23 protein-coding genes are annotated in these 26006 nt (G+C 64.9%); 13 read left to right on the top strand and 10 right to left on the bottom strand.

Translation table 11 applies throughout. The annotated features are described in order from the left end of the window. Positions 1-63: 63 nt before the first annotated feature. Positions 64-285, top strand: a complete 222-nt coding sequence (locus tag AC20117_RS04955) for a PLD nuclease N-terminal domain-containing protein (RefSeq protein ID WP_074700721.1) — start codon at positions 64-66, stop codon at positions 283-285. On the opposite strand, the gene AC20117_RS04950 is transcribed toward AC20117_RS04955, so the two are convergent. Continuing rightward, complete coding sequence (locus AC20117_RS04950; protein WP_074700722.1) at positions 282-887, bottom strand: flavin reductase family protein; 606 nt, start codon at positions 885-887, stop codon at positions 282-284. The genes AC20117_RS04955 and AC20117_RS04950 overlap by 4 nt on opposite strands. A 250-nt stretch (positions 888-1137) precedes the next feature. Here AC20117_RS04950 and AC20117_RS04945 point away from each other — a divergent pair, with 250 nt between their 5' ends. Both AC20117_RS04945 and AC20117_RS04940 read left to right on the top strand, forming a co-directional pair. Next, a complete protein-coding gene (locus tag AC20117_RS04945) occupies positions 1138-2118 on the top strand; it encodes an ABC transporter substrate-binding protein (RefSeq protein ID WP_074700723.1) in 981 nt (326 codons plus the stop codon). Between the two features lie 227 nt (positions 2119-2345). Next, positions 2346-3902, top strand: coding sequence for an acyl-CoA synthetase (locus AC20117_RS04940; RefSeq protein ID WP_074700724.1), 1557 nt, complete (start codon positions 2346-2348; stop codon positions 3900-3902). Positions 3903-3953: 51 nt separating this feature from the next. Here AC20117_RS04940 and AC20117_RS04935 read toward each other — a convergent pair whose 3' ends face one another. Then, the gene (locus tag AC20117_RS04935; protein ID WP_074700725.1) at positions 3954-4565 is read right to left on the bottom strand and encodes a PadR family transcriptional regulator; all 612 of its coding nucleotides are present in this window, start codon (positions 4563-4565) and stop codon (positions 3954-3956) included. A 195-nt stretch (positions 4566-4760) separates the two neighbouring features. Here AC20117_RS04935 and AC20117_RS04930 point away from each other — a divergent pair, with 195 nt between their 5' ends. The 3 genes from AC20117_RS04930 (at position 4761) to AC20117_RS04920 (ending at position 8306) form a co-directional block, all read left to right on the top strand. Continuing rightward, positions 4761-5855: an aromatic ring-hydroxylating oxygenase subunit alpha gene (locus AC20117_RS04930; protein WP_170837952.1), complete on the top strand. Its 1095-nt coding sequence runs from the start codon at positions 4761-4763 to the stop codon at positions 5853-5855. A gap of 33 nt (positions 5856-5888) precedes the next feature. Next, positions 5889-6902, top strand: a complete 1014-nt coding sequence (locus AC20117_RS04925; RefSeq protein WP_074700727.1) for a PDR/VanB family oxidoreductase — start codon at positions 5889-5891, stop codon at positions 6900-6902. Between the two features lie 90 nt (positions 6903-6992). Next, positions 6993-8306 (top strand): MFS transporter, encoded by a 1314-nt coding sequence (locus AC20117_RS04920; RefSeq protein WP_236777445.1) that lies wholly within the window; start codon positions 6993-6995, stop codon positions 8304-8306. Positions 8307-8423: 117 nt separating this feature from the next. On the opposite strand, the gene AC20117_RS04915 is transcribed toward AC20117_RS04920, so the two are convergent. Next, positions 8424-9707 (bottom strand): MFS transporter, encoded by a 1284-nt coding sequence (locus AC20117_RS04915; RefSeq protein ID WP_074700729.1) that lies wholly within the window; start codon positions 9705-9707, stop codon positions 8424-8426. A gap of 186 nt (positions 9708-9893) precedes the next feature. Next, the gene (putP, locus tag AC20117_RS04910) at positions 9894-11402 is read right to left on the bottom strand and encodes a sodium/proline symporter PutP (RefSeq protein ID WP_074700730.1); all 1509 of its coding nucleotides are present in this window, start codon (positions 11400-11402) and stop codon (positions 9894-9896) included. 318 nt (positions 11403-11720) lie between these two features. Between putP and AC20117_RS04905 the strand changes: the two genes are divergently transcribed. Continuing rightward, positions 11721-14843: an alpha-mannosidase gene (locus tag AC20117_RS04905; protein WP_074700731.1), complete on the top strand. Its 3123-nt coding sequence runs from the start codon at positions 11721-11723 to the stop codon at positions 14841-14843. Here the strand turns inward: AC20117_RS04905 and AC20117_RS04900 are convergent. Further along, a complete protein-coding gene (locus AC20117_RS04900) occupies positions 14840-15448 on the bottom strand; it encodes a cob(I)yrinic acid a,c-diamide adenosyltransferase (RefSeq protein WP_074700732.1) in 609 nt (202 codons plus the stop codon). The two genes, AC20117_RS04905 and AC20117_RS04900, sit on opposite strands and share 4 nt — an antisense overlap. 107 nt (positions 15449-15555) lie before the next feature. Here AC20117_RS04900 and AC20117_RS04895 point away from each other — a divergent pair, with 107 nt between their 5' ends. Continuing rightward, positions 15556-17253: a BCCT family transporter gene (locus tag AC20117_RS04895; RefSeq protein WP_074700733.1), complete on the top strand. Its 1698-nt coding sequence runs from the start codon at positions 15556-15558 to the stop codon at positions 17251-17253. A 17-nt stretch (positions 17254-17270) separates the two neighbouring features. On the opposite strand, the gene AC20117_RS04890 is transcribed toward AC20117_RS04895, so the two are convergent. Next, positions 17271-18305 carry an NAD-dependent epimerase/dehydratase family protein gene (locus tag AC20117_RS04890; protein WP_074700734.1) on the bottom strand — a complete coding sequence of 345 codons (1035 nt, stop codon included), beginning with the start codon at positions 18303-18305 and terminating at the stop codon, positions 17271-17273. 112 nt (positions 18306-18417) lie between these two features. Here AC20117_RS04890 and AC20117_RS04885 point away from each other — a divergent pair, with 112 nt between their 5' ends. Next, positions 18418-18966 (top strand): acyl-CoA thioesterase, encoded by a 549-nt coding sequence (locus AC20117_RS04885; protein ID WP_074700735.1) that lies wholly within the window; start codon positions 18418-18420, stop codon positions 18964-18966. A 47-nt stretch (positions 18967-19013) separates the two neighbouring features. Here the strand turns inward: AC20117_RS04885 and AC20117_RS04880 are convergent, their stop codons facing one another. The 3 genes from AC20117_RS04880 to AC20117_RS04870 all read right to left on the bottom strand — a co-directional run bounded on the left by AC20117_RS04880 (position 19014) and on the right by AC20117_RS04870 (position 22030). Next, entirely contained in the window at positions 19014-20627 is a 1614-nt protein-coding gene (locus AC20117_RS04880; protein ID WP_074700736.1) for an AMP-binding protein, read from the bottom strand. Positions 20628-20799: 172 nt separating this feature from the next. Continuing rightward, on the bottom strand, positions 20800-21150 hold the full coding sequence (locus AC20117_RS04875) for a GNAT family N-acetyltransferase (protein ID WP_074700737.1): 351 nt from the start codon (positions 21148-21150) through the stop codon (positions 20800-20802). A gap of 229 nt (positions 21151-21379) precedes the next feature. After that, complete coding sequence (locus AC20117_RS04870) at positions 21380-22030, bottom strand: LysE family translocator (protein WP_074700738.1); 651 nt, start codon at positions 22028-22030, stop codon at positions 21380-21382. 113 nt (positions 22031-22143) lie between these two features. On the opposite strand from AC20117_RS04870, the gene AC20117_RS04865 reads away from it, so the two are divergent. Next, positions 22144-22599 (top strand): Lrp/AsnC family transcriptional regulator, encoded by a 456-nt coding sequence (locus tag AC20117_RS04865; RefSeq protein ID WP_074700739.1) that lies wholly within the window; start codon positions 22144-22146, stop codon positions 22597-22599. 51 nt (positions 22600-22650) lie between these two features. Here the strand turns inward: AC20117_RS04865 and AC20117_RS04860 are convergent, their stop codons facing one another. Further along, positions 22651-23502: a LysR family transcriptional regulator gene (locus AC20117_RS04860; RefSeq protein ID WP_074700740.1), complete on the bottom strand. Its 852-nt coding sequence runs from the start codon at positions 23500-23502 to the stop codon at positions 22651-22653. Between the two features lie 68 nt (positions 23503-23570). On the opposite strand from AC20117_RS04860, the gene AC20117_RS04855 reads away from it, so the two are divergent. The 3 genes from AC20117_RS04855 (at position 23571) to AC20117_RS04845 (ending at position 25958) form a co-directional block, all read left to right on the top strand. Beyond that, the gene (locus tag AC20117_RS04855; protein WP_074700741.1) at positions 23571-24479 is read left to right on the top strand and encodes an EamA family transporter; all 909 of its coding nucleotides are present in this window, start codon (positions 23571-23573) and stop codon (positions 24477-24479) included. A gap of 195 nt (positions 24480-24674) precedes the next feature. Then, positions 24675-24857, top strand: a complete 183-nt coding sequence (locus tag AC20117_RS04850) for a PspC domain-containing protein (protein ID WP_074700742.1) — start codon at positions 24675-24677, stop codon at positions 24855-24857. A 111-nt stretch (positions 24858-24968) separates the two neighbouring features. After that, on the top strand, positions 24969-25958 hold the full coding sequence (locus AC20117_RS04845; RefSeq protein ID WP_074700743.1) for an LLM class flavin-dependent oxidoreductase: 990 nt from the start codon (positions 24969-24971) through the stop codon (positions 25956-25958). Positions 25959-26006: the final 48 nt, after the last annotated feature.

The following is a 26006-nucleotide window of genomic DNA, read 5'->3' as shown; positions in this document are numbered from 1 at the left end:
GGCACCCCTGACCATAGACTGGGTCCAGCCCTATATGACGGCCTTTTATGGCAGGAGCGCACTATGGCACGGAAGAAAACGTGGAAGGAACTCAACAACGGCCAGAAGGCCAAGGGCGCGCTGATGATCGGCATCCAGCTGGGACTGCAGGCCGTGGCGCTGAAGGACCTGAAGCGCCGCTCGGCCGCGGAAGTGAACGGGCCAAAGGCAGCCTGGGTCGCTGGTACCTTCGTCAATTTCCTGGGCCCCATTGCCTACTTCCTTTTCGGCCGCAGGAAGGCTTAGCTTTTCGGCCAGTCGCGGTAGGGGATCCGATCGATCGTGACGATTTGTCCCAACCTGCTCCATTCGTTGAGCCCCAGCCGGGCCAGCGGCTTCAACCTGCGTGCCTCCGGATGCTTGCCGTCCATCATCTCCTGATTCACGACGGCGAAGCTCACCTCCCCGAGGACCAGCCACGAATTGCCCACCGGGATGATCCGGTGCAGCTTGCATTCCAGCGCTGCCGGCGATTCCGCAACCCTCGCCGGACGCACGGTGCGGCTCGGCTCCATCGCCAGCCCCACGGCGTCGAACTCGCTGATGTCCGCCGGAAAATTGGTCCCCGTGCCGTTGATCTCAGCGAACAGGTCCTCCGAGGCGAAGTTGACCACGAATTCGCCGGTGGCCTCCACATTGTTCAGCGAATCCTTGCGTGCCGTCGGGGTGAACTGGACAATCGGCGGATCGGTGGAGGCGACCGTGAAGAAGGAGTGCGGGGCAAGATTGGGGATACCGTCGGCACTGAGCGTTGAAACCCAGGCGATGGGGCGCGGGATGACCACGGAGGTCAGGAACTTGTAGAAGTCCCGGGGGCCGAGGTCATCAGGGGAGAAATCCACTCGCATGGTTTCATCAGACCATAGCTGCGCACATCCGGCGTAGTGGTCCGCGGCTGGCCAGTGCTGTCTGCACCCACGGTTTCCTACGTTCGACGACGAGTAGGGGTTTTCGCCCGCGGCGGTTCGTCACGATGCGGACAAGATGCGCCGCGCGCCGTTGACCAGCACTATGGCCATAGATATTGTGATGCGGGGCACACATTGAAGTGTTTGGCTGTGCCTTGCTTTGTTGGGAACCCGGGATTTGGAGAAGCAAGTGAAGAAACTTCGTGCAGCCTTTGCCCTGACAGCCGTGCTGGCCCTGACCGCCTGCGGCGGCGGCAGCCCCTCCGGTGAGGAAGGCGGCGGCGGATCGCCCGGTGCCGGCGGAGAGCTGACTCCGGTAAACGTTGGCGTCATCCCCATTGTCGACGTCGCCCCGATCTACCTCGGCGAAAAGGAAGGGTTCTTCGAGGAGGCCGGACTCGACCTTGAGCTGACCCAGGCGCAGGGCGGGGCGGCGATTGTCCCGGCGATCACCAGCGGACAGATGGACTTCGGCTTCAGCAATGTCACCTCCCTGATCATCGCCCGGTCCAAGGGGCTGCCCATGCAGATGGTCGCAAGCGGCTCGTCCACCACCGGCGACGAAAACGAGGACTTCGCCGCCGTGATGGTCAAACCGGACAGCGGCATCAAGGAGATCACGGACCTTGAGGGCAAGAAGATCGCGGTCAATACGCTGAACAACATCTCTGACTCCACTATCAGCGCCGCAGTCGAAGAGGCCGGCGGCGATCCTTCCAGCGTGGACTACGTGGAGATGCCGTTCCCGGATATGCGCGCCGCCCTTGAGCAGGGCAACGTCGACGCCATCGCCGCCGTGGAGCCGTTCCTGACCCTCGCCCGCCAGGACGGGGCGGTTTCGGTCTTCTCCAACTATGCGCATCCGGTGGAGGACCTGACCGTGGCCGTCTACTTCACCTCGGACGAGATTGCCGAGCAGAAGCCGGAAGTCACCGAGGCCTTCATCAGCGCGATGAAGAAGTCCCAGGCCTTCGCCGAAGAGAACCCGGACAAGGTGCGGGCGATCCTGCCCGAGTACACGCAGATTGATCCCGCCATCATTGAGGAGCTCACGCTGCCGAAGTTCGCGCAGGAAGTGAACGCGGAATCCATCCAGGAGATCGCCGACATCTCCCTCGAGGGCGGTTTGATCGAGGAGATTCCGGACATGGAGGCACTGCTGCCGCGGTAGCCGAAGCGCACATCCGGTTCGCCGTGGTAGCCAAATGGGCATCGAAGCAGCATGTTTCGGTGCCCATTGCCACGGCGGGCGGAGGAGATGGAAGTGCTTTCACAACTATTGACTTTTTCAATGAATTAGTTTTACCGTGGGGTATCTTCCTGTGACTGTGCTCACGGGATCTGTTGGCTGAGGGAAGTCTTCCGGGTGCCGGAACATCACGAAGGGTACGTGTAAGGATGCGCAACCAAGGGTTGGGTTCATGGATTCACAAACGCCGCGTTAAGTCCGCGGGCAAAACCGCCATCATCAGCAGTGCGGGTCAGCTGGCGTATGACGACTTTGCGCTTCGCGTGGACCGACTTGCCAGCGCCTTTGCCGATCGCGGTCTTGCGAAGGGTGACCGGCTGGCCTACCTCGGCGAAAACCACGCGGCCTTCCTCGAGACGTTCTTCGCCTGTGGAACCCTGGGGGCAATTTTCGTCCCGCTCAACACCCGCCTCGCACCGCCGGAGATCCAGTTCGCGCTGCAGGATTCAGGCAGCAAAATCCTGGTCCATGCGCGCACGCTCGAAGGGCTTGCCGTCCGCGGAGGCCGGGAAACGGCGGTGACACACCGGCTGGTCGTCGAGGACGGCCCGGCCACTGTGTCGCCGGACGGGGAGATCGAATCCGGCACCGCCGTCGAGCTTTTTGAAGATGCCATCGCTTCGGGCTCCGACGAGCACCGCGATGTGGAGGTCTCGCTGGATGACCCGGCGATGATTCTTTACACCTCGGGGACAACCGGCCGGCCCAAGGGTGCCCTGCTGACGCACGGCAATATGACCTGGAACAGCTTCAATGTCCTGGTGGACTATGACATGGCCAGCACCGATGTGGCCCTGATGATCGCCCCGATGTTCCATGTCGCCTCGCTCGGCATGGGCGTGCTGCCGGCGCTGCTCAAGGGGGCCACGGTGGTCCTGGAGCCCAAGTTCGAGCCCGGCCGGACCCTGCAGTTGATCGAACAATACAAGGCGACGAGCATCAGCGGGGTGCCCACTACCTACCAGCTGCTCTGCGAGCATCCGGACTGGGACAAGACGGACATCAATTCGCTGCAGAAGCTGACCTGCGGTGGTTCCGCGGTGCCGATGCGGGTGCTGGAAGCCTATGAATCCCGCGGGCTGTCCTTCTCTGGGGGTTACGGTATGACGGAGACGGCGCCGGGTGCCACGAGCCTCGCGCCCAACAAATCGCGCGAAAAGGCAGGGTCAGCCGGACTGCCGCACTTCTTTACCGACGTCCGCATTGCGGATCCTGCCGGTAAAATCTTGCCCGCCCGCGAGGTCGGTGAAATCCAGATTTCCGGACCGAATGTCATCAAGGAGTACTGGAACCGGCCAGATGCCACGGCGGAGAGCTATGCCGATGATGTCTGGTTCAAGTCCGGGGACATGGGCTATGTGGACGAAGAGGGGTATCTGTTCATTTCGGACCGGCTTAAGGACATGATCATTTCCGGCGGCGAAAACATCTACCCCGCCGAGGTCGAGCAGATCATTGTGGAACTCGAGGCCGTCAGCAGCGTTGCGGTGATCGGTGTTCCGGATCCGAAGTGGGGGGAAGTGCCGCGGGCCATCGTGACGGTCCGTGAAGGTTTCAACCTGTCGGAAGAAGACGTCCAGAACCATCTGCGGGACCGCCTCGCCCGCTACAAGATTCCCAAGAGCGTGGTGGTCGTGGAGGACCTGCCGCGGACGGCCAGCGGCAAGATCCGCAAGGCGGATCTGCGCAAACAGTACTCCAGCTGATTCCGTCCGGGGACTGCGGCAAGAAAAGCTGATCCTGCCAGCCTGGCAGGGTCAGCTTTTCCCCGCGTCTGCGGTCTCCGGCTCCGCATACAGTTCGTCGATCAGGGCCAGGCCGCGGTTGGCCCAGGCAATTTCCTGCTCGGCCCGCGCTATCAAGCCCTCGTAGGTGAACTTCTTGAACGCGGCTGTCTTGCGACGCTGCTCCGGCGGGACCTTGGCCAGGCGCCGGTTGAGCATGGGGCTGGCGCCTTCTTCGATTTCGCGCACTTTGTCGTGCCACTGCTGCAGCAACTCCGTATGGTGCCGGATGTGCGCCAGCATCTGCTCCCGGGCCGCGTCCGGCTCCGCCCACTCCAGGTAGGCGGCCTTCAGGTGCGCCGGGTCCCGCACGCGCGCGTAGTCCAAGGTTCCGTTCATCCAGGTCCGGAAGGCCGCCACGCCTGCTTCCGTGATGTGGTACTGCCGCTTCTTGCCGCGCTGGCCCCAGCTGATCTCTTCGCCTTCGAGCAGTCCGTCCTTCTCCATCCGCCGCAGCTCCGGGTAGATCTGCGAATCCGGTGCATGCCACACGTGGCCCACCGACGATTCGAACTCCTTGTAGAGGTCGTAGCCGGTCATCGGTTCAACCGTCAGCAGTGCCAGCAGGGCGTAGCGAAGACTCACGCGTCAACCTTTTCTCGTCGGTGTGTTGCAAACCACTATATCCATAGATATGCTGTGTCCCACGGCACTAACTATGGAGATAGATAGTGGATCAGTCGAGTAGTGCCGACCCAACTCTTATTCATCTTGTACTTATTCAATCCGGGTCCCTTCTGTCATAGCAGATGAGATGCCCGGTGACCGGAAGGAATCACCGTGACCGCAGTGCAGTCCACCAGTTCCACGACCAATAAGGTCCTGGGCCATCCGCTGAACGCCTGGTACGTAGCCGGCTGGGACCACGAAGTGACCCGCAAGCCGATGTCCCGCCGCGTCGCGAACCGCCCGCTGGCCCTGTACCGGACCGAGGACGGCAAGGCCGTTGCGCTGGCGGATGCCTGCTGGCACCGGCTGGCCCCGCTGTCGATGGGGAAGACCATGGGCAAGGACGGAATCCAGTGCCCGTACCACGGCATCGTCTACAACTCGGCCGGCCGCTGCGTGTCCATGCCGGCGCAGGAAACCATCAACCCCAGCGCCACGGTGCCGTCCTTCCCTGTGGTGGAGCGCTACCGCTATGTCTGGGTCTGGCTGGGCGATCCGACCAAGGCGGATCCGGACCTGGTGCCGGATATGCACCAGATGTCTTCCGAGGAGTGGGCCGGCGACGGCGAAACCATCCACGCCGACTGCAACTACCAGCTGGTGCTGGATAACCTGATGGACCTGACGCACGAGGAATTTGTGCACTCGTCCTCGATCGGCCAGGAAGAGCTCAGCGAGTCCGACTTCGTGGTCACCCACGACGGCAGCACGGTCACGGTCTCCCGTTGGATGCACAATATCGATGCGCCGCCGTTCTGGCTGAAGAACATGCGGGACAAGTTCCCCGGCTTCGAGGGCAAGGTGGACCGCTGGCAGATCATCACTTTCCAGGCCCCCTCGACCATCAACATCGACGTCGGGGTGGCCAAGGCCGGCACCGGCGCGCCGGAGGGCGACCGCAGCCAGGGCGTCAACGGCTTTGTCATGAACACCATCACCCCGGAGACGGACCGGTCCTGCCACTACTTCTGGGCGTTCATGCGCAACTACCGGCTGGAGAGCCAGCTGATCACCACCCAGCTGCGCAACGGCGTGCACGGGGTGTTCGGCGAAGACGAGGAAATGCTCAAGGCCCAGCAGGCGGCCATCGATGCGAACCCGGACTACGAGTTCTACAACCTCAACATCGACGCCGGCGGCATGTGGGTGCGCCGCCTGATCGAACGCATGCTCGAAACCGAAGGACGCCTGGTCCCCACCGCGTAGGGGCCGGCCACACGTGAGACAGGTTATGAACTAATGGCAGCAACAAACGTCGAGGTCTGGCAGCAGGCAACTGTTCTCGAGGCCCGGGCCATCGCCACCGACATCCAGCGCATCGTCCTGGAACCCTCCTTGCCCAAGAAGGCGGAGCCGGGCTCGCACGTGGACCTGAAGGTCATGATCGACGGCGAGCAGGACAAGCGCTCCTACTCCGTGGTCGAGTCCAGCGAGGACGGCAGGCGACTGGTTATCAGCGTGATGAAGGCGCCGCAGTCCCGCGGGGGTTCGCTCTTCATGCACACGCTGAAGCCGGGAGAGACCCTGGAGATCACCCAGCCGCTGCAGAACTTCCCGCTGCGCGTGGGTGCCGAACGCTACATCCTGCTGGCCGGCGGCATCGGCATCACGGCCATGATCAACATGGGCCGCGTGCTGAAGAACCTGAAGGCCGACTACACGTTCGTCTATGCCGGGCGGAGCCGCGCGGCGATGGCCTACCTGTCCGAGCTGCAGGAACTGCACGGCGAGAACCTGGTGGTCCACATCGATGACGAAGGCACCTCGCTTAAAGTGGACGAACTGGTCGCCTCCGCGGACCTGGATACCGAACTGTACATGTGCGGTCCCATCCGGTTGATGGACGTGGTCCGCCGCGCCTGGACCGAGCGGGAGCTGAACCTGCCGAACCTGCGCTACGAGACCTTCGGCAACTCCGGCTGGTACGACCCGGAAGAGTTCATCGTCCGGATTCCGCGGCTCGGCGTCGAGGCCAAGGTCGGCCAGGGCCGCTCCATGCTGGAAACCCTGGAAGACGCCGGCGTGGGCATGATGTTCGACTGCCGCAAGGGCGAATGCGGGCTCTGCGAAGTGAGGATACTGGAACTCGACGGCGCCGTGGACCACCGCGACGTGTTCTACTCCGAACGCCAGCAAAACGCCACGCAAAAAATGTGCTGCTGCGTCTCCCGCGCCGTCACCTCCAAAACCGGAGCCAAGGCCGACGCCGACCCGCACCGCGGCCCGGCACTCGTGACCATCGAGGTCTCGTAAACCAAGCCAACGGGACGCCCCACAATTTCGAGCAAACTTCGAGAAAGACAGTAGTGAATGGAACTGCGCGAGCGGATCAATAAATCGGCCATGTCTCCTTATCAGTGGCTGATCATCGGACTGTGCGTCCTGCTGAACGCACTCGACGGCTTCGACGTCATGGCCATGGCCTTCACCGCCACCAGCGTGACCAACGATTTCGGCCTCAGCGGCACCGAGCTTGGCCTGCTGCTCAGCGCCGGGCTTGTGGGGATGGCCATCGGCTCCTTGGTGCTGGCGCCCTTTGCCGACGTCGTCGGACGCCGACCGATGATCCTGGTTTCACTGGCGCTGGCGGCAGGCGGAATGTTCCTGTCCGCGCTGGCGAACTCGGCCGTCGAACTGGGGCTGTGGCGGGTGGTCACCGGCCTGGGTGTCGGCGGCATCCTGGCCTGCACCAACGTCATTGCGAGCGAGTACTCCTCGGACCGTTGGCGCGGCCTGGGCATCGGCATCTATACCGCCGGCTACGGCGTCGGCGCCACGCTGGGCGGCATGGCGGCCGTGTCGCTGCAGGGCAGCTACGGCTGGCGTTCGGTCTTCGTGTTCGGTGGCATTGCCACCGCTGCCGCACTGGTGCTGCTGGCCGTCCTCCTGCCGGAGTCCGTGGACTTCCTGCTTACCCGCCGCCCGCGAAACGTGGTGGAGCGGCTGAACCGGATTGCCCGCCGTATCGGGCAACCTGCGGTCACGGACCTCAGCGAGGCCCACGGCGCCGCGGGGCGGGCGAAGGGACGCAACAAGGTCGGTGACCTGCTGGCTCCGGCGAACCGCCGCACCACGCTGCTGATCTGGCTGGCGTTCTTCGCCACCATGTTCGGTTTCTACTTCGTCAACAGCTGGACGCCGCGCCTACTTGTCGAAGCCGGCATGACCGCCGAGCAGGGCGTGGTGGGCGGCCTGATGCTGACCCTCGGCGGCACCTTCGGCTCCATCCTCTACGGGGTGCTCGCGACGAAATGGAGCAGCCGCGGCGTGTTTATCTGCTTCGCGGTGCTCTCGGCGGTGTCCATGGTGCTCTTCATCAGCTCCGCGGGCATCCTGGTGCTCGCGTTCGTCGCCGGTGTGGGCGTCGGCATGCTCATCAATGGCTGCATCGCCGGCCTCTACACCGTCACGCCGGCACTCTACGCCACCGGAACCCGCAGCACCGGCGTGGGCTGGGCGATCGGCATCGGGCGCATCGGCGCCATCGTTGCCCCGATGATCACCGGCTCCCTGCTGGACGCCGAGTGGAGCCCGGTCCAGCTGTACCTGGTCGTCGGCGCGGTGGTTCTGGTTGCCGCCGTCGCGGTCCGCCTGCTCGGGCCGGTCGGCGAGAGCAGTGCCGCCAACTCCGAACTGGCGGACGCCTCCGCCAGGTAGGCAAACAGCCAAAGAGACAAGAACGACGGCGGCTCCCACCTTTGGCGGGCGAAGTCCAGGCTTCGCCAGCACCCAGGTGAGGGCCGCCGTCGTCGTCGTTATTGGGAGTGCTTGGGGCTACGCTTCCGCCGGTTGGTCGGCCGGTGCCAGCGTCCGCTCCAGCGGGTGCTCGATCTCGTTGCGCAACATCCGGCCGCAGACAATCGCGATCACGGACAGTACCGGCGACGCCAACCCGACCAGCAGGAAGATCAGCCAGATCGGAATGATCTCGCCCAGCGGGCCGGCCAGCGCCATGGATACCGGCATCAGTGCCAGTGAGACGAAGAAGTCCAGGCTGGAGATGCGGCCGAGCAGGTGGGACGGGACGCGGCGCTGGAGCAGTGTTCCCCAGATCACCATGCCTGCGCTGCCGGTGGCGCCCATGACAAACAACGCGCCCGCCATGACCCAGAAGCTGTCGGTGAAGCCGAGGATAGCCAGTGGCATGATGCCGGCGCCCCACATCATGATCATCACGCTCAGGTAGCGGCGGGGGAGGGGCAGGGAGGCCGTCACCATGGCGCCGACGGCCCCGCCTGCTCCGAAGATGCCCAGCAGGAAGCCGAAGGTGCTGGCATCGCCATCGAGTTGCGCGGCGACGGCGAAGGGCAGCAGTACCTCGATCGGGCCGATGAAAATGAGCGTCGCGACCACGGCCCACAATAGTGTCCAGAGCAGCCAGGGTGTCTTGACGGTGTAGGCGACACCTTCCCGCAGGTCCGCCAGGACGGAGGCCTTCGCCGGTGCGGCGGGGCCGCCTTCCGGGGCGGGTTCGGCGCCGAGGAAGCACAGGATCACCAAAGCTGCCAGATGGCAGAAACTGATCCAGCCGATGGCGGCGGCAGGCGAGAATGCCGCTACCACCATGCCCGCGGCGGCAGGGCCGGCGGCCTGCTGCAGCAGCGGGCGGATGGTTCCTTCCATGCCGTTGGCTGCCAGCAGGTCGTCCGCGGGCAGGATGCGCGGCAGGATCGCCGAGTAGGCCGGGAAGAAGAACGCCGCACCCACGCCCAGCAGGAAGGCGGCGGCCGCCAGATGCCACAGCTGCAGCCTGTCCGTGAGCGCCAAAAAGCTGACCGCGCCGATGGCGGCCAGGTTGACTGCCTCCACAGCCAGGATGAGCCGGCGCCGCGGCAGCCGGTCGGCTGCGATGCCGCCCAGCAGCACAAAAGCCAGCAGTCCGACGCTGGAGCAGGTGGCAACGATGGACAGCTCGGCCGGACCGCCGTCCAGGTGGATGACCTGGTACACCATGGCGACGGCCCACATGCCGGTGCCGAAAATGGAGATCGCCAGGGCCGCGATCAGCACGCGGTAGTTGTGGTGTGCAAAGGGGCGCAGAGCGCGCGGCACGGACATGGGTGTTCCTCGGATGATTGAGCGGACTGCCAGTATCCGCCCAAGTGATTGGGAAAATCAAATCACTGTTTGTCGCTGGTGGGAAACAACGTCCGACGGCGGCACTTTGGTGAGTGCCGCCGTCGGATGTTTGCTGTGGTTCAGGCGCCGGCAGCCGCTGCTGCGGGAGCGGCCGGCCGCCACCGGTTACCGCTCGGCGGCAGCCACAGGCGCCGGTGCCGGCGCATTGGCCCGGCCCACGGCTTCGTCGAATTCCACTTCGATCTCGGCATTGGGCTTGTAGGTGATCAGGCTGACGACCACCGCGACGATCACGTTCAGGATGAAGCCCGGAACAATCTCGTACATGGTCTCCGTCAGCGCAGAATTGCCCCACCAGAAGACGGTAACCGCACCGGCAACCATGCCGGCAAGGGCGCCGGGCATGGTGAGCTTGCGCCAGTAGAGCGAGAGGATGACGGTCGGGCCGAAGGAGGCGCCGAAGCCGGCCCAGGCGAAGGCCACCAGCCCAAGGATCGTATCGTTCTGGCTCCAGGCCAGGGCCATGGCGATGAGGGAGACGACCAGTACGCCCATCCGGCCCAGCATCACCTGCGCCTTGGCCGAGGCCTGCTTCTTGCTGACAATCTTGTACAGGTCCTCGACCAGTGCCGACGAGCAGACAATCAGCTGGGACGAGAGGGTACTCATGATCGCGGCCAGCACGGCGGCGAGGACCATGCCGGCGATGAACGGGTGGAAGAGGATCTGGGCCAGGTCCAGGAACACGGATTCCGGGTCCGCCAGTGTGGCGTTCGGATTCTGCTGGAAGTAGGCGATGCCGACGAGGGCTGTTGCGACGGCACCAAGTACGGTCAGGATCATCCAGCCGATACCGATGCGGCGGCCGGCCTTGGCATCAGCCGCCGAGCGCATGGCCATGAAGCGGACAATGATGTGCGGCTGGCCGAAGTAGCCCAGCCCCCATGCAGCCGCCGAGATGCCGGCCACCAGTGTGCCGCCGGCGAACAGGCTCAGGAAGTCCGGATCCACCTCGCGGATCGAGTCGAAGGTTGCGCCGATGCCGCCGGTGGCGAAAACGCCTACGATCGGGACAATCAGCAGTGCGAGGAACATCAGGATGCCCTGGGCCACATCCGTGAACGTTGCGCCCATGAAGCCGCCGAAGAGCGTGTACAGCACGGTGACGCCGCTGACAACCAGCATGCCGGTCAGGTAGCTGGAGCCGAAGGAGGCCTCGAAGAACACGCCGCCGGCCACCATGCCGGAGGAGACGTAGAAGGTGAAGAAGGCCAGGATGATGACGCCGGAAGCGACCCGGAGGATATGGGTCTTGTCCTTGAGCCGGTTATCGAAGAAGCTTGGCACCGTGATCGAGTTGTTGGAGACCTCGGTGTAGGCGCGCAGCCGCGGAGCGACGAACTTCCAGTTCAGCCAGGCTCCGATGGTCAGGCCGATGGCGATCCAAGCTTCGAACAGGCCGCCCACGTAGAGGGCGCCGGGCAGGCCCATCAGGAGCCAGCCGGACATGTCGGAAGCGCCGGCGCTCAGTGCCGCTACCCCGGGATGCAGGCCGCGGCCCGCGAGCATGTAGTCGTCCAGGTCGTCGGTGCGCCGGAAAGCCCACCACCCGATGCCTAGCATTCCTGCCATGTACAGCGCCATGGCGATGATCTGATATATCTGGTCGTTCACGAGGTGCGTCCTTCCGGGGTGACCGGGTGGGGGTGAGTGAGCCTGTCCAGTATTCCAGCGACCTGCATGTGACGCCAATAACGATGACCCGGCAGCTTGTCCAGCGTCCGCTCCCAATACGGGCCACCCTACGCCGAAGTGACGCCAATTGGCACTGTTTCTCAGCCGCCCTCCAGCCGGTCGCGTGCCCATTCCCCACTGGATCTGCTCCTGTTCCAAGCGGATAGCAGTCGCTAGCATCTTCCGCTTCTTCGGCCAGTGTGGCACCGTGGCGTAAGGACGGCGGTGGGTCCTCACCATGGTCCCCAAGGAGTGTTTATGCACGACAACCGGTTACTGGTCGAGGCGCGGATCCAGCGGTTCATGACGGAGCGGCTCGCGGCGCAGCTCTACCGGGAGGCTGTACCGTTGCGGGTCGAAGCGTGGGCCTGCCCGGACGAGCCGGTTCCCTGCACGGAGGCGATGCTGCAGCAGTTCGAGCCCTTTGCCGTGGGCCGGCCCTGGGGGTTGCCGTGGGGGACCACCTGGTTCCGGTTCACCGGCCAGATTCCCTCGGATTGGACCGCAAAGTACGACGGCGGCACCCGCCTCCGCGGGGAAGGTTCCGTTGCGCTATCCGCGGGCGAGAACGCGGGCGCCGCGCGGCTGGAGGCCGTGATCGATCTCGGTTGCACCTCACTGTTGCCCGGCTTCCAAGCCGAAGGGATGGCCTACCGCCCGGACGGCAGCATCATCAAGGGCGTTGAACCGCTGAACATGCAGGTCCCGCTGGCTCCCGGGCATGATGGCAGGATCGAGTTTTATGTGGAGGCGGCGTCCAACCCCAACGTCGCGGACGGATTCCTCTTCGCGCCCACGCCTCTGGGGGACAAGGCCACCGCCGGGACCGAGCCGCAGAATGTGCTGGCCCGGGCGGACCTGGCGCTGCTGGATGTGCAGGTGTGGGAACTGATGCAGGACTTCCGGGCGCTGGACGGGCTGATGCGCGAGCTGCCCGAGGACCTGCCGCGCCGGCATGAGATCCTGCGCGCACTGGAGCGGGGGCTCAATGCCGCCGATCCTCAGGACCTCGCCTCGACGGCCCCGGCGGCGAGGGCATGCCTGGCCGAAGTACTCGAGGCACCGGCGTATGCCAGCGCGCACCGCATCCATGCCGTCGGCCATGCCCACATCGACAGCGCCTGGCTCTGGCCCGTACGTGAGACCGTGCGCAAGGTTGCCCGGACGTTTTCCAACGTGCTGGACCTGATCGAGGAGCACCCGGATTTCGTCTTCACCGCCTCGTCCGCCCAGCAGTACGCGTGGCTGAAGGAGCACTATCCCGAACTGTTCGAGCGGGTTGCCGCAGCCGTGCGCGGCGGCCGCTTTGTGCCGGCCGGCGGAATGTGGGTGGAACCGGACACCAACATGGCGGGCGGGGAGGCGCTGGCGCGGCAGTTTGTCGCCGGCAAGCGTTTCTTCCTGGAGAACTTCGGGATGGAGCCGCTGGACGTGTGGCTGCCGGATTCCTTCGGCTACTCCGGCGCGCTGCCGCAGATCGTCAAGGCCGCCGGTTCCCGCTGGTTCCTGACGCAGAAGATTTCCTGGAACGACACCAACCGCTTCCCACACCACACCTTTCAGTGGGAAGGGATCGACGGCACGCGGATTTTCACGCACTTTCCGCCCGCGGATACCTACAGCTCGGATATCTCCGCGGCACAGCTGGCCCATGCCCAGCGGAACTACCGCGAAAAGGGTGCGGCCAACACCTCGCTGTTGCCCTTCGGTTGGGGCGACGGCGGCGGCGGGCCCACCCGCGAGATGCTCGCGGCGGCCTACCGGACGGCGGATCTCGAGGGTTCGCCGCGGGTGCAGCTCTCCGGCCCGGAAACGTTCTTCCGCGCAGCCGAGGCGGAGTATCCGGAGCCCCCGGTCTTTTCGGGCGAGCTGTACCTGGAGTTCCACCGCGGCACCTATACCTCTCAGGCGCGGACCAAGCGGGGCAACCGGCACAGCGAGCACCTGCTGCGCGAGGCCGAGCTCTGGGCCACCACCGCGGCCATCCGCAAAGGCACGCCGTACCCCTACGACGAGCTGGAGCGTGCCTGGCAGATGGTGCTGTTGCAGCAGTTCCACGACATCCTGCCCGGCTCATCGATCGCCTGGGTCCATCAGGAGGCCGAGCGCAACTACGCGCAGGTAGCCGAAACGTTGGAAAGGCTGATCGCGGAGGCCCTCGCCGCCGTCGTCAATCCGGGCAGTGGCCCGCTCAGCGTCAACGCCGGTCCTTGCCCGGTGGCCGGGGTGCCCGGGCTGGGCGGCGGTACGCCCGCAGAACCTGTGCCGACCCGGCTGGAACACGGCGAGGGAGGGTGGACCTTGCGCAGTGAAGCGCTGGAACTGACAATCGACGACGGCGGACTGCTCACCTCGCTGCTGGACCGCGGCGCCGGGCGGCAGCTGGTGCCGGCCGGCCTGGCAGGAAACCTGTTCCAGGTCTTCCGCGACACGCCCAACCAGTGGGATGCATGGGACCTCGACGAGCACTACAAGGCAACCGTGGTCGAGCTGCGCAAGGCGGATTTCGTGGAACCGCTTGAGACGGTCAGGACGCCCGGGCTGCGGATCCGCCATTCGTTCGGGGACTCCGTCCTGACCGAGCAGATCCGGCTGAGCCAGGACGGAACCGCCGTCGAACTCGACATTGAGGTGGACTGGCACGAGCAGCAGAAACTGCTCAAACTGGCGTTCCCGCTGGACGTGCATGCGGAACGTGCCGCCTCGGAGATCCAGTTCGGACACATCTACCGGCCCACCCACAGCAACACGTCCTGGGATGCAGCCCGTTTCGAAACGGTGACGCACCGCTGGGTCCAGGTTGCCGAGCACGGCTACGGCGTGGCTCTGGCCAATGACGCCACCTACGGTTACGACATCGGGTGCGCCGCGCTCGCCGACGGTGCCGGGACGTACACTTCCGTCCGGGCGTCGCTGCTGCGTGCGCCGTTGTTTCCCGATCCGGGGGCGGACCAGGGGCGGCATGCCTTCCGGTTCTCGCTGCGGCCCAATGCCGGAATACCCGAAGCCGTGGCGGAGGGGTACCGGCTGAACCTGCCGTTGCGCACCGCCGGCGGGGCAGCGCCCAGCGCCGAAGCGAATGCCGGCGCCGATGCAGGCAGCACCGGGCTCACGCCGCTGTTCGGCGTAGATAATCCCGCGGTGGTCATCGAAGCGGTCAAGCTGGCCGAAGACCGCAGCGGCGACGTGGTGGTGCGATTGTACGAGGCGCACGGCGGCCGGGCCGAAGCAGTGCTACAGCCCGACTTTGATTACGACGGCGTGGCCGCCACAGATCTGCTGGAGCGCGAAGATCCGGCGGACTGGCTCCAGGACCTGGGCTCCGGAGCCCAGGTGCGGCTCCGGCCCTTCCAGTTGGCCACGCTGAGGTTCCGCCGCTAGTGGCTTTCTCCGCCGGTCTCTTCCACGGGTTCGGCCGGCATCGAGACGGAGGATTCCGGTACCCACAGCACGTCTCCGTGTTCGGCGTTGGCCCCGCGGGCCATCACGAACAGCAGTCCGGAGACACGGTTCATGTAGCGGGCGCACTCGATGTTAACGGTGTCCGGGTGTTCCTCGACGGCGCGCCAGATGGCAACCTCGGCGCGACGGACAACCGAGCGGGCCTGGTACAGCAGCGCCCCGGCGAGGGTTCCGCCGGGCAGGAGCATGCCGCTGAGGTCGCCGGCTTCCTGCTCGAAATGCTCAATGGCGCGCTCGATCCGCTCAGTATGGCCGGGAATGATCCGGGCTTTGGCCGGCGTGGGGCTGTTGAACGGAATGCTGAGATCCGTGGCCAGGTCAAACAGGTCATTCTGCACGCTGACCAGCGTTGCAACCAGCTGCGGAGGCAGTGCACCTCCAGCCAGGGTTACAGCGATTGACGCGTTCGCCGCATCGCATTCCGCGTACGCTACGACCCTCACATCCGTCTTGGGGATCGTGCCATGTCCGCCGAAGTCCGTTTGGCCGGAGTCGCCGCTGTGCGTGTAGCCTAGCTCGTTCATGGCTGCAACTATACTAACGATAGATTCCGGGGCAGAAGTGGCAAGCGTTGAACAGGGCTTAGTCCCGTTGCAGCAGAGCAGAACAACACGGACCAGCGAGGGTTTCCATGAGTGAACATCAAGCGGGCAAATTGCCGGAATCGCAATTAGGTGATGCGGTCTCCGACACTCCAGCCCATGGATGGGCCGGCATAGACAAAACTGTTTTCGGCGTCTCCTTAGTGATCGTCGTCGTCGTCTGTATTCTCGGCATCTTCTTCACAGAGGCCATCGAAGCGGCCGCCGGCGCGGCCCTCGGCTGGATCACCAGCACCTTCGGCTGGCTCTTCATTCTCGGTGCCACCGGCTTCGTCGCCTTCTCGCTGGTCCTGGCATTCGGCCGGTACGGGAACATACCGCTCTCCCGCGAAGGCGAGGAAACGGAATTCTCGACACTGTCCTGGATCGCCATGATGTTCAGCGCTGGCATGGGTATCGGCCTGATGTTCTTCGGCGTCTACGAACCGGTCACCCACCTCGCCTCGCCGCCGCCGTTTGTCGGTGCGGAAGCGGGCACCGAGGCCGCCGCGAGCTCGGCCATGGCTTATACCCTGTTCCACTGGGGACTGCACCCGTGGGCTATCTACTCCGTGGTGGGCCTTGCGTTGGCCTACTCCACCTACCGGATGGGCCGCGGCAACCTGATGAGCGCGCCGTTCCACTCCCTGCTAGGCAAGGAGCGGATCGAGAAGGGCTGGGGCAAGCCGATCGATATCCTCGCCATCATATGTACCAAATTCGGTTCTGCCACCTCACTGGGACTGGGCGCCTTGCAGATTGCCGCGGGCCTGTCACTGCTGCGGACGGGCGAGTTCGAAGAGAACCCCGGGGCCGCGCTGCCCATCATCATCATCTGCGTCCTGACTGTCGGCGTCGTATTCTCCGCAGCCAGCGGGGTGTCCAGGGGCATCAAATGGCTGAGTAACACCAACATGATCCTGGCCGCCGTCCTGCTGATGTTCGTTTTCGTCGTCGGGCCTACGGTGTTCATCCTCGACCTGCTACCGAACTCCATCGGCACCTACCTGTCCAGCCTCATGTCGATGAGCTTCCACTCCGCCGTCTTCGGTGGCGCGGACTGGCTGGCAAGCTGGACCATCTTCTACTGGGCCTGGTGGATTTCGTGGACGCCGTTCGTCGGCACCTTCATCGCCCGGATCTCGCGCGGCCGCACCATCAAGGAGTTTGTCCTCGGTGTGCTGCTGGTTCCCACCGCCGTCAGCATCATCTGGTTCACCATCTTTGGAGGCGCCGGCATCAACGCCCAGCTGGGCGGACTGGACATTGCCGGTACCGGCAGCGAGGCGGCGGGATTCTTCGCACTGCTGCAGCAGTATCCCTTCTTCATCGGCGCGGCGATTGTGGTCATGATCCTGACCGCAGTTTTCTTCGTCAGCGGCGCCGATGCCGGCTCTCTGGTGCTTGGCACGTTGTCCTCGCGGGGTAAGAAGGAACCTTGGAAACCGCTGGTCATCATGTGGGCGATCCTCACCGGCGCTGTGGCAGCGGTCCTGCTCTTTGTCGGCGGGCTGGGTGCGTTGCAGACGTTCACCATTTTGGCGGCGACTCCGTTTGTGCTGATCATTATGGGACTCTGCGTCGCCCTCTACGCGGACCTTCGGAAGGATCCGTTGCGGCAACGCCGGATGGGCCCTGTCCGCGGCGCGACTGCCGTCCCAAGCACGGTTCCCTTTGCGCAACCCGTAGAGACGGGCGCCATCGAGACCGTTGACAGCCCGCCGAAGAAGGAACCAGACGACAAGTAACGGCTGCCCGCAGGCGACTAGCGCGGCTGCAGCGGCGGGGAACCGGCAACGCCCTGGCCGGCAGCCAGCCCGTCGAGCACTGACTGGAGCGCTTCGACTGAGCTGTAGCGCGGGGTCCAGCCGAGCTCGGTCCGGACCCGGTCAGTCTTCATGATGGGAGCGTTCCGGGCCATGTCGATCCAGCCTGGGTCCGAGGCCTGCAGCCGCACCGCCCAGGAGAGGCCGACGGCGGCACGGATCAGTCCCACCGGGACGTTCAGCACCCGCCGGGCGCTGAGCATTCCGCCGAGCAGTTCGGACGTAAACACCGGATCCGCCGCGACATTGAACGCGCCGCCGGCGCGCTGGTCAACCACCCGCCAGTAGGCATCGGCGATATCGTCGGCGTGGACAACCTGGAACTTGAACGCCTGGGGAATCGGCAGCAGCGGAATCCGGAGTTTGTTCAGGAAGAACTTGGGGATGAGCGGGCCGAGGAAGTAGCGCCCGATCTGGGCGCCGGCGTCGTGCTGGAAGATGAGGCCGGGCCGCAGCCGCGCCACCAGCACCTCCAGATGCCGCCGCTCGAATTCGTCCAGTAGCAGCTCCTGCTCGCCCTTGAACCGGCTGTAATGCGAGGAGGCTATGCCGCGGGCAGGCCAGCTTTCATCCACCGGCCGGTCCTTGTTCGCCGGGCTGTAGGCGCCGACCGACGAGGCGCAGACAAAGTGCCGCACTTCCGCTTCCGCGGCGGCTGCCAAGGCGTTCGCGGTGCCGTGCACGTTGACCCGACGCATGAAGGGTTCGTCATGGTTGGGCTGGAGCACCCAGGCCAAATGGACGACGGCGTCGCAACCGGTGAGTGCCTCGGCCAGCCGTTCGCGCGCGGTGTCCGAGGCGACGTCGACGGAATGCCAGGTCACGCCGTCGTACGGTTCCCGTGGCATCTCCGGCAGACGGCGGGCAATCCCCACGATCTCCAGCGCGTCATGGTCCTCCGCTTTCGCGCGCTGCATGCGGCGCAGCAGCGCAGTGCCGACGTTTCCGGTGGCTCCGATGACGGCGACTCGCATGGCGGCCCTCCTCTGGAATCAGATGCCCTTACCCTACGCGGAGCGCTGCCGGCGCAACAGGGCCGCGGCCAAGTTGGCGTCTGCTAAGTTACCAGCGCGTAGCATGTGGTGCATGCATCTGCTTCTGCGCACCCTTTTCCATCTGTTCCGCTCCCGCCGCCAGCCGAAACTCGGCATCTGGGACACCTCGTCGCTGCCGCTGCGCGTGCTGCCCACGGACGTGGACATGGCTCTGCACATCAACAACGGGATGTACTTCTCGCTGATGGATCTGGGCCGGTTCGACCTGATGGTCCGCAGCGGAATGTGGACTGTAATGCGCCGCAACGGCTGGAACCCCATTGTCGGCGGCGAGACCATCAGCTTCCGCAAGCCGCTGAATCTGGGCGCCAGATTCACCATCGAATCGAAGATTATCGGGTTCGACGAGCGGGCCATCTTCTTCGAGCAGCGCATGGTCAGCGGCGGCGAAATCTACGCCCGCGCCTACATCTGCGCCCGCCTGGTCTCCAAACGCGGTCCGGTCAGCAATGAGGAGATCTTCGCGGAGACGGGCCAGCCGCCAGCGGACCTGGTCCTGCCCGAGTGGATCCACGAGTGGCGGCTGAACAACTCGCTGCCCAGCACCCGCCGCCCCGCACCGCACACCTGGCTCAAGTAAAGGCCACTAACGACGACGGCGGGGTACGCCTTTGCAACCTGCCGCTGCTATTCCTTGGCGTGCTGGGCCCGGAGCACGAACCGCTGCAGCTTGCCACTGGGGGTTTTCGGCAGTTCCTCGACGAAGTGGACCGTCCGCGGGTAGGCGTGCGCGGCGTACTGCTGCTTGACCAGCTGCTGCAGCTCGGCCTTCAGCTCCTCGGACGCCCGTGAAGGATCCCGCAGCACCACGTAGGCCTCCAGCCGTTCGCCCCGGAGCTCGTCCGGCACCCCGATCACGGCGCTTTCCTGCACCAGCGGATGGGTGGCGAGGACGGATTCAACTTCGAACGGGCCGATCCGGTAGCCGGCCATGATGATCACGTCGTCGTCCCGCGAGGAGAAATAGGTGTAGCCGTCCTCGTCCAGCTGCCCGGTGTCCCCGGTGTAGTACCAGCGGCCGTCGGCGCTGAACCGCCCGGCGGTTTTGGCCGGATCGTTGGTGTAGCCGTTGAACCAGAACAGCGGGCTGGCCGGAACATCCAGTGCCACGCGACCCTTCACGCCGGGAGCCGCGGCCTCGTCGGAGTCCATCTCCAGCACGGTGCTGGTGTAGCCGGGCATGGCGAAGCCCATGGACCCCGGCCGGACTTCGCGGGCGGCCGATTCCTCCCAGCAGTTGATGATGCACATGCCCATTTCGGTCTGCCCGTAGTGGTCGCGGACCGCCGCTCCGAGGTACTTCGCGGACCAGGCAATGGTGTCCGCATCCAGCGGTTCACCGGCGCTGGAGGCGCGGCGGACGGCCAGCCCGTCGATGCCCTCGGGCCGGGCGGCGCGCATGGAGCGGAAGATGGTGGGTGCGGCAGCGAAGTTGGTGACCTTGAAGTCCCGCAGGATCTGCCAGCACAGCTCCGGATCGAAGCCGCTGCGGAGCAGGAGGTTGCGGCGGCCGGCATACAGTGGCGCCAGCAGTCCGTAGTACAGCCCGTAGGCCCAGCCCGGGTCGGCCACGTTCCAGAAGACATCGTCCTCGCGTATATCCAGCCCGTAATGCAGGTAGGCGTGGAACGCTTCCAGCGCCTTGACCGGAACCGGGACGCCCTTGGGCTCGCCCGTGGTTCCGGACGTGAAGATCTCCACCAGCGGGTCATCGAGTGAGCGTTCGACGGCGGGGAAGCCGGTGCTCTGCGCGTCGAGCAACGCGCTCAGGTGCGCCGCGCCGTCGTCGTTATTTGCGGTCTCGGCGTCGGCGCCTGCGACGATCACCTGCAAACCGAGCCTGTCCCGCAGGCCATCGAGCTTCTGCAACTGGGCTGTATCGGCGACGACGACGGCGGCGCCGCTCCGGGCCAGCCGCACCTCGATGGCGGGCGTGGCGAACGCGGTGAACAGCGGGACATGCACGGCGCCCAGCCGCCAAAGGCCCACGAGAACCGCCACCAGATCCCCGCTCTTGCCCATCAGCGTCGCCACCCGGTCTCCCGGTTTCACGCCCAGGTCGGCAAAGGCCGCCGCGGCCTGCTCCGAACGCTCCTTGAGCCAGCCGTAGCTCAGGTCCGTCGAGCTCAGGTCCGGCTCGATTACGGTGAACGCGGTATCGGCCGCAGGGTGCCGGTCGCAGAGCAGTTCGGCTGGATTCACCGGTTCGGTCAACTGGGGCACAGCGGTGGGCTCTGGCATGAAGGACTCCGTTCGGAACGACTTTGGCCTCATCGGGATCAAGACGGGCTGGTTGCCCGGTTGTGCTCCATGCTAGCGACTCCGACTGCCCGTTTGTGACCGCAGCCACTCCTGACAAGAACAAAGATGTGGCCGACGCTCACGCGAGATACACGGTGCCGGACTGGCGCGGTTACTGCGCCCTTGACCGGGGTACGGCGGCGAGGTGCTCTGGGCGTACCAGCACGGTCTGCGCCTTGTACTCAGGGTGTTTGCGCAGCCACTTCTTGATGTAGGGGCATACCGGGATGATCGGTAGGCCTGCTTTGCTGGTGTCGTCCAGCGCGTAGCGGGCCAGCTGTGAGGCCAAGCCCTGCCCGGCATAGGCGTCGTCGACAACGGTGTGGTAGAAGAGCCGCTGTTCTCCGTCCGTCGTCTCGTAAGGAACCCACTGGGCCGTGCCGATGACGGCGTCGCCGTCCAGGAGTTCGTAACGCCGGCGGTCGGGATTGTTCCGGACGGTGATGGTGGACCGTTGCTCCACAATTGCCTCCTGCAGCGCTTGTCAGGGATCGAGGCCGGGCCAGCCGCCATTTTCTGTCCCGTACAGGGATTGCCCCTTACGCTACGCGGGCACAGCCAGCCCGACCAGTGCCAGGACCATACCCGGCTTCCCCCGAAAATGCAGTCCGATTTTCGTGCTTTGTCGGGAAGGGCGGGAAACAACGACGGCGGGGCCCTGCCATGGCAGGGCCCCGCTTCGCGGATTGTGGTTAGACGAAGAAGGCCAGCAAGGGTCCGGCCTGCTCCCACAGCAGGACAGCGCCCAGGGCGATCATGATGGTGCCGCTGGCCAAGGTGACCCGGCCGGCGGCGGCCGGGCGGGAGGCGAGCAGCTTCCGCGCCGCCAAAGCGACCAGGGTGTAAACGAGGGCGGCAGCCGCGACAAAGGAAAGCCCCAGAATGCCGGACTGGACGGATGCGGGCAGGGACGCCTGTGGGCTGACGAACTGAGGTACCAGCGCCACGTAGAGAAGCAGGCCCTTGGGATTGATGCCGCTGGTCCCCATTCCGCGGAAGAACGTTGCCACTCGGCCCGTGGCGCTGGGCGAGTTGTCCGTTTCGCCGCTGCTGAAGCTGGCGGCGCGCCAGCTCCTGGCCGTGCTGATTCCCAGCCAGACGAGATAGACGGCGCCGGCGACCGTCAGCCAGCCAAGGAGGGACGGCTGGCTGGCGATGAGGGCAGCGAGTCCGGCGGCGACCAGCAGGGTGTGCAGCACATAGCCGCTGCACAGCCCGGCAACGGCCGGGGCGAAACTGCGCTGGCCCAAGCCGGCCGCAATCGAGTAGGCCCAGTCGGCTCCCGGGGTGCAGGCCAGCGTAAAGGCGACAATGGCGAAGCCGAAAAACAGCTGCTGATCCATGGGAACTCCTGCTCGAAGGGGTGACTGGCTAGCTGGAATAACCGTATGGAAAAACCGTTGAGAAGTGCTTACCTTTTTATTGCCGAACTGCAGGTCTGGAGTAAGATTCTTGCGTGATTGACAAGATTGATAGAAGTATTTTGCGCAGTCTCCAGCAGGATGGGCGAAGGACTGCCACTGCGCTCGCCAGCGACATCGGGCTGACCGTCGCGCCCTGCCACCGCCGGCTGCGGGAACTGGAGTCTTCCGGGGTGATCCGCGGCTACCGGGCTGACATCGAGCGGTCCGCCGTCGGGCTGGGTTTTGAGGCCATCGTGTTTGTCACCCTGCGCCAGGTGGACCGTGCCACGCTGGCAGAGTTCGAACGCCAGGTCATAGCCAATACGCACATCATTGAGGCGGAGCGGCTCTTCGGGGATATTGACTACCTGCTCAAGGTAGTCGCGGCGGATTTGTCTGCCTACCAGCACTTCTACGATGAGGAGCTCTCCGCGCTGCCCGCCGTCGAGCAACTGACCTCCACCATCGTCATGAAGAATCTCAAGGCCGGCGCGGGACTGCCACTCTGACGGACACGATTGGCTGGGGAGGGCGGATGGGTAGCGCGGAAAGTCCTTGCGCTAGCTATAAAGCTCGGTCAGCAATTTGACGATGGCACCGGTTTCGCCCGACGGGCGGGATTTCGGCCAAGCTGCATAGACCGGCAGTGCGGGGGCGTCCCGTACTAGGCGATAGGTCAGCCCCGGCCTGCGGTACTGGTGCATGGTGGCTTCGGCAGTGATGCCGCGGGCTTGGCCGCTGCTGATGACCGTCAGCCAGTCATCGATGTTGCCGATGCTGACGGTGGATTGGGGCCGCCCGTCTGCCGGCCACAGTTCAATGTTCGTGCTGCCGGTGCGGAGGTCGAGCGCAACGGTGCCATCGGCGACCTGGGCCAGGGTCACACTCCGGCGTGAAACCAACGGGTCATCCGAAGCCATCGCGCAATAGCGCTTTTCGAATCCGATGCGCGTCATGTCGAAGGCTTCGGGATCGGGCTCCCGCCGGAGAATGGCCAAGTCTGCTACCCCTTCGGCCAGACCCGCGGTGGCGGCATTGGTGCGAATGAGTTGGAGTTCCGTATCAGGATGGGCGGTCGCCCACCTGCGTTGAAACTCCACGGTGTGCTTTCCAAGGGCGGACCAGGCATACCCCAGCCGGACTACCGCTTTCTCCGACCGCGCGTCCCGTTCCAACCCGTCGAGGACCAGAAGGAGGCGGCGGGCGTGGATCAGCGTCCTCTCGCCAGCCGGAGACAGTTGCAGCGACCGCGTTGTGCGGTCGACAAGCCGGACGCCGAGCGCGTCTTCAAGGCTGGCCAAATTGCGGGAGATGGAAGCCTGCGAGACGCCGAGTTCGATGGCTGCATCGGTAAAGCTGCCCGTTTCGGCGAGGGCAACCAAACAGCGCAAGTGGCGGATCTCAACACTCATGCGCTCAGTGTATAAGTCGCCCGGCCCATGCATTTCTCGAACCGTTGCATGACGGGAACGATGGCCCCATGAAGGCAAACGGCAGCACGAAGAAGCGCGGGTGGGCAGGCGTGCTCACCCTGCTCGGAAGCACGTTGTCCAACCAGACCGGAGCCGCGGTCGCTTCCCTCGGCTTTCCGCTGATCGGCCCGGTGGGAGTTGTTGCGGTGCGCCAGTTTGTCGCGGCGGCGCTGTTGCTTCCGATCGTTCGGCCGCGCCTGCGGAGTTTCACGCGCCATCAGTGGTGGCCAGTCCTGCTGCTGGCTCTGGTTTTTGCGACGATGAACCTCAGCCTGTACTCCGCCGTTGAGCGTATTGGACTAGGCCTGGCCGTTACCCTCGAATTCCTCGGCCCGCTTGCTGTTGCCCTCTTCAGCTCGCGGAAGGTCGGGACGGCGGTCGCCGGTCTTTTCGCCGGGGCCGGCGTTGTGATCATTGCCTGGCCAGAGCCCTCGACCGACTACCTTGGCATCGGGCTCGCGCTCGTTGCCGCGTGCAGTTGGGCATCGTACATTTTGCTAAACCGCTCTATTGGACACCGCATTCCGGGGATCGAAGGAACCGCGGCCGCGACGGGAGTGTCAGCGCTGCTGTTCGTACCGGTGGGCATCATCCTCTTTCTGAACTATCCGCCGAGCTTCTTCGCCATTGCCTGCGCAGCGACTGCCGGCGTCATGGCATCCGCGGTGCCCTACGTAGCCGACCTCATCGCCTTGCGTCACATATCCACCCACGTCTTCGGACTGCTGATGAGTGTGAACCCCGTTTTCGCCGCGGTGATCGGGATGCTCATGTTGGGCCAGGTATTCGGGGCAACCGAGTGGCTCGGCACCATGCTGATCGTCTGTGCCAACGTCAGTGTCCTGCTGCTCGGTGGCCCTGATAAAGATGATCCGGCTCCCGCGCAGGCATCGACTGGGATCCGCATTCGGGCTTAAACTGCTGCGATTCAGCAGTTCCGAAGGCGGCAGACGGGATGGGTGAACAGCGGGTGTACCGGGGTGGCGGCGGTTGGTTTTCAGGTGCGTTCGATGCCTGTCGCCGCCAGCGACGAGCGGGCTGCTGGGGTGATCCGGCAGCTGCTTGGGCAGGCAATTGTTCACGGCATAGTAATACGCGCGTAGCCTGAAATCATGAACTCAACGTTGGTTCGGCCCCGCAGTGGCAAAATGATCGCCGGCGTCTGTGCGGCGCTCGCCGCCCGGTTCGGTATTCCAAAGCTGCTTGTACGGATCGGGTTTGTGATCTTTGGCCTGGTGGGCATCGGTGAAATCGTCTACATCCTGCTGTGGATCATGATTCCCAAAGCACCCTGAGCGGCATTAAAGTGCAGTCGCAGAAATAAGCTGAGCGCCGGCGTCGTTGTCCATGGTGTACCCGGGCAACCATGCCCGGAAATGCGCGTCTGACGAAAGGCTGGCTTACCAGTGACTGTTCCTCTTTCCATCCTCGATCTGGCAACCATCGGCAAGGGCGAGACGGTGCGGGACAGCCTTGAGGGCAGCGTTGCCCTCGCGCAGCGGGCCGAAGAGCTGGGCTACCGCCGCGTCTGGTACGCCGAGCACCACAACATGTCCTCCATCGCGTCCTCCGCCACCAGCGTGCTGATTGCCCATGTTGCCGCGCACACGGAGAGCATCAGGCTGGGCGCCGGCGGAATCATGCTGCCCAACCACGCGCCGCTGACCATTGCCGAGCAGTTCGGCACGCTGGAGACCCTGCACCCGGGGCGGATCGATCTTGGCCTGGGCCGCGCGCCGGGCAGCGACCAGAACACCATGCGCGCGATGCGCCGGGATCCGATGAGCGCCGAGAGTTTCCCGCAGGACGTGCAGGAGCTCCAGGGCTACCTGATCGGGCAGACGCGCATTCCCGGGGTGGAGGCCACGCCGGGCAAGGGCACCAATGTGCCGCTGTACATCCTTGGGTCCTCCCTCTTCGGCGCCAAGCTGGCCGCCGCGCTGGGCCTGCCCTACTCCTTTGCCTCGCACTTCGCGCCGAATGCGCTGCGGGATGCGGTGGCCGCCTACCGCCGCGAGTTCCAGCCCTCCGAGCAGCTGGCCGAGCCGTATGTGATCGCGGGCGTGAACGTCATCGCCGCCGATTCGAACGAAGATGCCCAGGCGCAGCTCCACATCACCAAGCGCTCCCGCGTCTCGCTGCTCTTCGGCCGCGACCGCACGTTCACCGACGAGGAAGCGGACATGATCCTTGAGTCGCCGCAGGGCCAGCACATCGAGCAGATGGTGAAGTACTCCGCGGTCGGCACGCCGGAGGCGGTTAAGGAGTACCTGGACGGCTTCGCCAAGCATGCCGACGCCGACGAACTGATTGTCGCGCACCAATCGCCGACGACGGCGCAGCGGCTCCGCTCGGTGGAGCTGACGGCCAAGGTCAGCGGACTGGTAGCTGCCTAAAGTGACCAGGTGCCCCGGGCCGATTGACATCGGCCCGGGGCACCTCGG

This window comes from Arthrobacter crystallopoietes (assembly GCF_002849715.1).
GTDB classification, from domain to species: Bacteria; Actinomycetota; Actinomycetes; order Actinomycetales; family Micrococcaceae; genus Crystallibacter; species Crystallibacter crystallopoietes.
This window is presented reverse-complemented; position numbering and strand designations above follow the sequence as displayed.